Origin of the sequence: Actinomycetospora sp. NBRC 106375 (genome assembly GCF_030269665.1) — a bacterium.
In the GTDB taxonomy this organism is placed as follows: domain Bacteria; phylum Actinomycetota; class Actinomycetes; order Mycobacteriales; family Pseudonocardiaceae; genus Actinomycetospora.
In genome coordinates this window covers 713535-720006 of sequence record NZ_BSTS01000001.1, presented here as the reverse complement: position 1 = coordinate 720006, position 6472 = coordinate 713535, and the positions used below count along the sequence as shown (strand labels likewise).

Below are 6472 nucleotides of genomic sequence, written 5' to 3'. Positions count from 1 at the left end.
CCTCCAGCATCGCGTCCATCAGTCGCATCCTGGCCTGCCGCTTCCCCGCCATGGGCACACCCTCGGCGATGATCAGGCGACACATACGGTGAGACACGACCCGAGACAGAACTCATGGGACTAGACAGCCCTCGGAGGGGCGCCCACTGCTCACGTACCTCAGCGGGCGACGCCGTGGCGCCAGGCCCAGGCGACCAGGGCGGGCCGGCCGTCGACGCCGAGCTTCGAGATGAGGTGGTTGACGTGCGTCTTCACCGTCGCCTCGCTGACCACCAGCCGTGACGCGGTCTGCTGGTTCGACAGGCCGTGCGCGACGAGACGCAGCACGTCGACCTCGCGGGCGGTGAGGCCGGCCTCGGCGGTGGCGTCGGTGCTGACCTCGCCGGTCTCGACCGGCGGCGACCCCGCGAGCTCCACGAGCCGGCGCTGCACCGTCGCGTCGAGCACCGACCCGCCCGCCGCGACCGTGCGGATCGCGGAGACGAGCGCCTCGCCGGTGGTGTCCTTGGTCAGGTAGCCCGCCGCGCCGGCGCGCAGCGCGGGCAGGACGGCGTCGTCGTCGGCGTACGTCGTCAGCACGAGGACGCGCACCTCCGGCGCGTCCCGGCGGACCGCCGCGGTCACCCCGGCGCCGTCGAGCCCGGGCATCCGCAGGTCGACGAGCGCGACGTCGGGGCGCTCGGCGAGCACCAGTTCCACGGCCGCGGTGCCGTCGGGGGCGGCGCCGACGACCTCGAGATCGTCGGCGGCCCCGAGCAGGAGCGCGAGGCCGTCCCGCACGACGGCCTGGTCGTCGGCGACGACGACGCGCAGGGGAGTCACCGGCTCACCCTGCCCGGGAGCCCGGCGCGGTCCCCGGCCGGCACCCGCAGCGTCACCCGCCACCCCGAGCCGCCGGGATCCGGCCCGGCCGCGAGGTCCCCGCCGACGAGCGCGGCCCGCTCCGCGAGGCCCGCGAGCCCGTGACCCCCGCCGACCCCGCCCTCCACCGGCTCCCGGCCGGACCCCGGACCGTCGTCGGACACCCGCACCACGAGCCCCTCGCGCGCGTCCACGTCCACGCGCGTCGCCGCTCCCGGCGCGTGGCGGGCGGCGTTGGTCAGCCCCTCGCGGACCGTGGCGACGGCGGCGTCGCGCCACGGGCCGGGGCAGGCGTCGAGGTCGCCCGCCACCATGAGCGCGGCGCCCGCCTCCGCGGCCAGGCGTTCGACGTCGGCGCGCCCCGACGCGGGGTGCTCGGCGCGCAGCGCGGCGACCGCCTCCTTCGCCTCGGCCAGGCCCGAGCGGGCGAGGTCGGCGGCGCGGTCGACCTGGGCGAGCACGGGGTCCTCGCTGCTGTCCGAACGGCGCGCCAGCACGGCCCGGATCGCCTGCAGGTGCAGCGAGAGCCCGGAGAGCGTGTGGGCGAGGACGTCGTGCAGGTCGCGGGCGATCCGCGCCCGCTCCTCGGCGGCAGCGGCGGCGAGCTCGGCGCCCCGCAGCGCGTCGCGCTCCGCGAGCAGGGCCACGACCCGGGCGTGCTCGCGCTGGAACCGGGCGCGGCTGTAGCCCCGGGAGGCGAGCAGGGGGACCGCGATCGCGGCCAGCATCGCCCAGGGGCTGTCGGAGACGGCCGCCATGACGGCGGCGACCAGCACCGTGAGCACGCCGGCGAAGGCGGCGATCACGCGGACGTCGGTGACGTGGCGCGCGACCATCGTCGCCGCGACGAACGCGGAGACGTACCCGAGGCCGCGCGGCTCGACGAGCACGGCGCCGAGCCCGCTCAGGGCCGTCACCGCGAGCAGGGCGACCCGGCGCGCGGTGCCCCGACCGGCCACGATCCCCGGGTCGCGGTCGGCGGCCACCGCCGCCGCGGCCCCGACGAGGATCAGCCCGGCCGCGACGACGGCCTCGCCGGTCAGCGGCCACAGCGACACCAGCGCGACGAGCAGCCACAGCACGGGCCGCAGGCCGCGCACCCGCCCGAGCGCCGACGTCGAGGGCGCCTCGGGCACCCCGACCGTCGGCAGCCCCCGCGACACCGCGGCGGGGGCGGCCGGGTCGGGTCGTGCGTCCACGTCGCCGAGTCTGGCCCCGCGCGGCGCCCGGCACACCCGCTCTCCACCGCGTCTCCACCCCCGGGTGGACGCCCGGGCCCGCCCGGACGGGCGACGGTCAGCAGGTCGGTCGGCGGGGTGCCGGCCCGGGGAGGAGGACGGGATGAGCGGGGTGCTCTCGGCACTGGTCGGGATCGCGGTGCTGGTGTGGGTGATCGTGAACCAGCTGCGGCCGCAGCCGCTGACGGCCCGCCGGCTGCGGCTCGCGGGGATCCTCGCGGTGGTCGGGGTCGTGCAGCTGGTGTCCGCGGCCGGGGCGCAGGCCGTGCCGCTGCTGGGCTGGACGCTCCTGCTGCTCGGGCTCGCGATCGGGGCGGTGCTCGGCGCCCTGCGGGCCCGGACGGTCCACCTCTGGGTGCGCGACGGCGTCGTCTGGACCCAGGGGCACGCGATGACCGCGGTGCTCTGGGTCGTCGGGATCGGCGCGCACGTCGGTCTCGACCTGCTGGCGAGGGCGGTCGTGCCGGCCGCGGGGACGGTGAACACCGCGAGCATCCTGCTGTTCGTCGCGGTCAGCCTGGGCGTCCAGGGCCTCGTGACCCTGCAGCGGACCCGGGGCCTGCCGGGCGTGCGGTCCGTGCTGCCGGTCTAGTCAGGCGCCCATGCTCACGGACAGGTCGGCGGCGACCGCCACGGTCGCCGCCGCGTGCGCCGCGAGGTGGGGGCGCAGGCGGGCCGCGGGCCCGGAGACCGTCAGCGCGGCGACGATCCCGCCGTGGAAGCCGCGGACCGGCGCCGCGGCCCCGGCGAGGGCCGGGTCGAACTCGCCGTCGACCACGGCGTGGCCCGCCGCGCGCACCGCGGCGAGCACCTCCGGGTCCGCGCCGACCGCCCGGGCCGCGGCGCCCTCGCGCTCGGCGAGCAGCACCCGGCCGGTGGAGGTGGTCGCGGCGGGGATGTCGTCGACGTCGAACCGCGCCCGGGGCGCGCCCTGGCCCGGCTCGGCGGTGAGCAGGGTGGCGACCCGCAGGCCGTGGAGCCGGCAGAGGTGGGCGTTCTCCCCGGTCCGCGCGGCGAGCGCCACGAGCGCGGGACCCGCCGAGCGCACCAGCCGTGCCTCGGCGGTCCCGGCCGCGAGCGCGTAGAGCCGCCAGCCCAGGGCGTAGCGCCGCGAGCGGTCGTCGCGCTCGACGAGACCCTCGTACTCCAGCGCCGCGAGCGCCCGGGACACCTGGGAGGTCTCCCGGCCGGTCAGCGCCGCCAGCCGGCTCACGCCCAGCCCGGCGGCCCGGGCCTCCGGGGTGGCGAGGGCGGCGAGCAGGTCGGTGTCGCGGCGCAGTCCGGCCGAGCGCGGCGCGCTCACGCCGCGAGCACCAGCATCGCCAGCGCGACGGCGCCGCCGAGGGTCCAGGCCCCGGTCCGCCACCAGTTGGTGCGGGTCAAGCGGGCCTGGGCGTCGGGGTCCCACCCCTGCGCGAGGCGTTCGTGACAGGGCACCGACGCCACGAACGTCACGAGGACCGTCACCGCGCCGCAGAGCCCCGCCGCCAGCGCCGCGACCAGCGGCACGCCGGGCGGGCGCCACACCAGCAGCACCGCGCACGTCACGCCCTGCACCAGCCACGGCCCGGTGACCAGGCGCGTCATCAGCCGGGTGTGCCGGGCGTGCAGGACGGTCCAGCCGTCCTCGCGCATCGTCGCGAAGCCGGGGTAGACGAAGAGCTGGATCACCCAGACCAGGCCCGCGCAGAACCACACGGCGGCGGCGTGGGTGCCGAGCAGGACGGCGCTCACCAGCGGATTTGCGCTCACCGCACGCATTCTTGCCGACGGGGCGCGCCGCGCCTTCACTGACCGGGTCCGCCGCCGGAGACAGGCCCGAGAATGAAGATCACCGACATCCGTCTGGAGCACCGCGAGACGGTGCTCGACCCGCCGTGCCGCGCCGCGTGGGACCCCGAGCCGCGCACCCGCTTCGCCGCGACGATCGTGCGCGTCGAGACCGACGAGGGCGTCGTCGGCGTGGGCTCCGGCGACACGATGGCCGGCTTCGACGCCCACCGCGAGCTGTTCCTCGGCACCGACCCGCTCGCCACCGAGGTCCAGGTCCGGCGCATCGAGTCGGTCGGCTTCCACGCCGGCCGGTTCTGGCCGCTCGAGGCGGCGATCTGGGACGTCGTCGGGCAGGTCGCCGGGCTCCCGGTCGCCACGCTCTTCGGGGGCGTCACCGACCGCCTGCCGGTCTACGCGTCGTGGTGCTCCGAGCAGCCCCCGGGGCGGCGCGCCGAGGACGCCGTGCGGCTCGTGGAGCAGGGCATCCGAGCGGTGAAGGTCCGGGCGCACCCGCGCCGGCTCGACCAGGGCGTCGCCACGGTCGCCGCGATGAGGGCGGCCGTCGGCGACCGCCTCGACATCATGGTCGACCTCAACCAGGCCTGGCGGATGGCCGGCGACGTCACCGAGCCCCTCGAGCTCGCCCGCGTCCGCCGGGTGGTGCGCCGCCTCGCCGAGTACGACGTCGCCTGGGTGGAGGAGCCGCTGCCCTACGCCGACGTCGCGGGGCACCGCCTCCTGCGCGCGGACAATCCGGGGCTGCGGATCGCGGCGGGGGAGATGCTGGACTCCCTGCCGCAGACGCTCGCCCTGCTCGAGGCCGACGCGCTGGACGTCTACCAGGCCGACGTCGTGCTCGCGCTGGGCATGACGCGGGCCCGCCAGCTCGCCGAGGCCGCCCGCGCGCGGCACCGCCGGTTCACCCCGCACACCTGGACCAACGGGCTCGGGCTGCTCGCGAACCTGCACGTCGCGGCGGGCGTCGGCGCCGGGCCCTACCTCGAGTTCCCCGACGACCCGGCGGGCGGATGGACGCCCGAACGGCGCGATTTCGTGCTCGCCGAGCCGCTGCGCCCCGACGCCGACGGCATGCTGGTCGTCCCCGACGCGCCCGGACTGGGCGCCGTGCTCGCCTGAGCACCCCTGATCGACGGACCCGGCTCCTGACCCCCCGGGAGCCGGGCCCGTCACCCACCACCGAGTTCCCGGAGGAGTGCCCGTGAGCGGCCCCGTCACGACGTCCCCGTGCGCCGGCGTGGCCGCGGGCACCGCCTTCCTGTCCGGCCCCGGGCCGACCGTCGACTTCGGGCCCGGCGCGGTGGCCCGGATTCCCGGTCACCTCGGGGCGCTGGGCGCCCGCCGCGTCCTCATGGTGACCGACCGGGGCCTGCGCGCGGCGGGCGTCGTCGACGCCCTCACCGGGCCGATCGGCGCCGCGGGCGTCGCCGTCGAGGTGTTCGACGACGTCTCCGGCAACCCGGCGGTCGACGTCGTCGAGCGCGGAGCCGAGCACGCGCGGGCCCTCGGGCTCGACGCCGTGCTCGCTCTCGGCGGCGGGTCGAGCCTCGACGCGGCCAAGGGCATCGCCCTGCTCGCCCCGACGCCCGGGGCGCGCGCCGACGGCAGCGGGGCGACGCCTGCCCCCGGCCTGCCGGTGGTGGCGGTCCCGACGACGGCGGGCACCGGCGCCGAGACCAACGGGTTCGGGGTCCTGGAGGATCCCGCCTCGCGGCAGAAGGTCTACTGCGGCGACGCGAGCGTCGTGCCCCGGGTGGCGGTGCTCGACCCGGAGCTGACCCACGGGCTGCCGGCGCCGGCCACGGCCGCCACCGGGGTGGACGCCCTGGTGCACGGCCTCGAGTCGCTCGCCTCGCGCGGCCGGGACCCGATGTCCGAGGCCTTCGCCGCCGAGGCCGTGCGCCGGGCGTGGGCCTGGCTGCCGGTCGCCGTGGCGGACGGGGGCGACCCGCGGGCGCGCGCCGAGATGCTCGTCGCGGCGCACCTGGCGGGCCAGGCGCTCACCCGCAGCGGGCTGGGGCTCGTGCACGGCCTCGCGCACGCCCTGAGCCTGCACACCGGCGCGGTGCACGGCGTCGCGCTCGCCGCCGTGCTCCCCGAGGTCGTGGCGTGGTCCCTGGACGCGGACCCCGCCGGGTGGGGTCGGGTCGCCGAGGCGGCCGGGCTGCCGGCGGCCCCTGTGCTGCCGGACGCGCTGGCCGGCCTGCTCGAGGGTGTGGGCACCCGCGTCACGCTCGCCGACCTCGGCGCGGGGCCCGACCGGTACCCCGACTTCCACACGGCGCTGGCCCGCACCGCGCTCGCCGACCCGGTCAGCCGCAACGCCCCGCGCCACCCGACGTCGGTCGCAAAGGTCGTCGCGCTGCTGGGACGGTGCTGACCGGCCGGTGGTGACGCTCCGTGAGAACAGTCAGCCGTGACCGCGCAACTGTGCCCGGAGCTGTGCGCCCGATGTGAACCTCCGGGCCCGTACGCCCGGATTTGTGGTCATGCAACAGGTTTGCCCGCGGACTCCTCGCTGCGCGCGTAGAGCGACCGTCGCGGCGGTACCTACGGTCGGGAGCGTGATCGACCAGCGGGTC

General features: G+C 77.8%; 7 protein-coding genes. 3 read left to right on the top strand and 4 right to left on the bottom strand.

What is annotated here, in order from left to right; all coding sequences use genetic code 11:
- Positions 1 to 159: 159 nt before the first annotated feature.
- Entirely contained in the window at positions 160 to 822 is a 663-nt protein-coding gene (locus QSK03_RS03480; protein ID WP_285648557.1) for a response regulator, read from the bottom strand.
- Entirely contained in the window at positions 819 to 2060 is a 1242-nt protein-coding gene (locus QSK03_RS03475; protein WP_285648556.1) for a sensor histidine kinase, read from the bottom strand. The genes QSK03_RS03480 and QSK03_RS03475 overlap by 4 nt, the downstream gene beginning before the upstream one ends.
- 142 nt (positions 2061 to 2202) lie before the next feature.
- Here QSK03_RS03475 and QSK03_RS03470 point away from each other — a divergent pair, with 142 nt between their 5' ends.
- Positions 2203 to 2691, top strand: a complete 489-nt coding sequence (locus QSK03_RS03470; RefSeq protein WP_285648555.1) for a hypothetical protein — start codon at positions 2203 to 2205, stop codon at positions 2689 to 2691.
- Here QSK03_RS03470 and QSK03_RS03465 read toward each other — a convergent pair whose 3' ends face one another.
- Both QSK03_RS03465 and QSK03_RS03460 read right to left on the bottom strand, forming a co-directional pair.
- Complete coding sequence (locus QSK03_RS03465; RefSeq protein ID WP_285648554.1) at positions 2692 to 3402, bottom strand: IclR family transcriptional regulator; 711 nt, start codon at positions 3400 to 3402, stop codon at positions 2692 to 2694.
- On the bottom strand, positions 3399 to 3851 hold the full coding sequence (locus QSK03_RS03460) for a hypothetical protein (RefSeq protein WP_285648553.1): 453 nt from the start codon (positions 3849 to 3851) through the stop codon (positions 3399 to 3401). The genes QSK03_RS03465 and QSK03_RS03460 overlap by 4 nt, the downstream gene beginning before the upstream one ends.
- 72 nt (positions 3852 to 3923) lie before the next feature.
- Between QSK03_RS03460 and QSK03_RS03455 the strand changes: the two genes are divergently transcribed.
- Positions 3924 to 5009, top strand: a complete 1086-nt coding sequence (locus tag QSK03_RS03455) for a mandelate racemase/muconate lactonizing enzyme family protein (protein ID WP_285648552.1) — start codon at positions 3924 to 3926, stop codon at positions 5007 to 5009.
- 82 nt (positions 5010 to 5091) lie between these two features.
- The gene (locus QSK03_RS03450; protein WP_285648551.1) at positions 5092 to 6270 is read left to right on the top strand and encodes an iron-containing alcohol dehydrogenase family protein; all 1179 of its coding nucleotides are present in this window, start codon (positions 5092 to 5094) and stop codon (positions 6268 to 6270) included.
- Positions 6271 to 6472: the final 202 nt, after the last annotated feature.